The sequence below is a fragment of the Pseudoduganella sp. jia 9 genome, assembly GCF_055502615.1.
Genome location: NZ_JBUPWE010000043.1, coordinates 1 through 1,389 on the forward strand (window position 1 = coordinate 1; position 1,389 = coordinate 1,389).

Sequence of the window (1,389 nt, forward strand, 5' to 3'; positions counted from 1 at the left end):
GCTCGCGTCGAACGTCATCTGCTCGCTGGCGCTGGCGCCGATCTGGAACGTCATCGACGATGCCAGCGTGCCGCCCACCAGCAGCGACGTGCCGCCGAACTTGGTGTTTTGCAGGACGTTGTTCAGTTCCTTGCCCAATGCATCGAACTCGGACTGCATGGCGGTCTTGTCATCGGCACTCGACGAGGCATCGGCGGCCTGGGTCGCCAGATCCTTCATGCGTACCAGCATGTTCGTCACTTCGTCGAATGCGCCATCGGCAGTCTGCAGCAGCGACTTGCTGTTTTGCGTGTTGGTCATGGCAACCGTCATCCCGCTCGTCTGCGATTTCAGGCGGGTCGCGATCTGCAGGCCGGCAGCGTCGTCCATTGCGGAATTGATGCGATAGCCGGTGCTCAGGCGCGTCATCGAGGTCGACAGGCTGTTCTGGGTACGCGACAGGGCGTTTTGAGCGGACAGGGCGGCGTTGTTGGTGTGAAGGCTCAGCATGATTACATCCTCGTGATTGGTTTCAGGGGCATGCGTTTCACGCCCTCATCAATACAAGGCGACACGCTCCGAATTGAAATTAAATGCCCTACGGAAAAATTTTTCAGTGACCGAGCATTGCTGGCGTGATGCGCGCCGCGTTCGCCATGGCTCAACGGAAAAAGCCAACCCGGAGGTTGGCTTTTCGATGACGCCGGCTGTAACTAACCGGTGATCACGGGGATTACTGCAGCAGGGACATGACCATCGACGACATGCTGTTGGACTGCTTCAGCATGGCGGTGCCGGCTTGCATCAGCATCTGGTTCGACGTCATGTTCGCGCTTTCCTTGGCGAAGTCGACGTCCATGATGCGGCCGGTAGCGGCCTTGGTGTTCGAGCTGATGTTGCCCAGGTTGGTGTTGATGTGGTCCAGGCGGTTGGCAGCTGCACCGATCGACGAGCGCACGGCGCTGACCTTGTCGATGGCGGTCGTCAGGTTCGTGATGGCGGTGCTTGCAGCGCTCGTCAGTTCCGTGCCGGCCGTGGTGACGGTTGGCGCAGTGAACTTTGCGGTGGCGCTGCTGACGGCGCCAGTCAGCGCGGTCATTGCGGCGCTCGCGTCGAACGTCATCTGCTCGCTGGCGCTGGCGCCGATCTGGAACGTCATCGACGATGCCAGCGTGCCGCCCACCAGCAGCGACGTGCCGCCGAACTTGGTGTTGTTCAGGACGTTGTTCAGTTCCTTGCCCAGTGCATCGAACTCGGACTGCATGGCGGTCTTGTCATCGGCGCTCGACGAGGCATCGGCGGCCTGGGTCGCCAGATCCTTCATGCGTACCAGCATGTTCGTCACTTCGTCGAATGCGCCATCGGCAGTCTGCAGCAGCGACTTGCTGTTTTGCGTGTTGGTCATGGCAA

At 60.4% G+C, this 1,389-nt stretch carries 2 protein-coding genes; both read right to left on the reverse strand.

All coding sequences use genetic code 11. From position 1 onward, the window contains the following. The coding region (locus ACY34H_RS30020; protein ID WP_464981052.1) for a flagellin N-terminal helical domain-containing protein at nt 1-489 on the reverse strand (489 nt) is incomplete at its 3' end. 223 nt (nt 490-712) lie between these two features. After that, a partial coding sequence (locus ACY34H_RS30025) for a flagellin (protein ID WP_464981053.1) occupies nt 713-1,389 on the reverse strand: 677 nt, incomplete at its 5' end.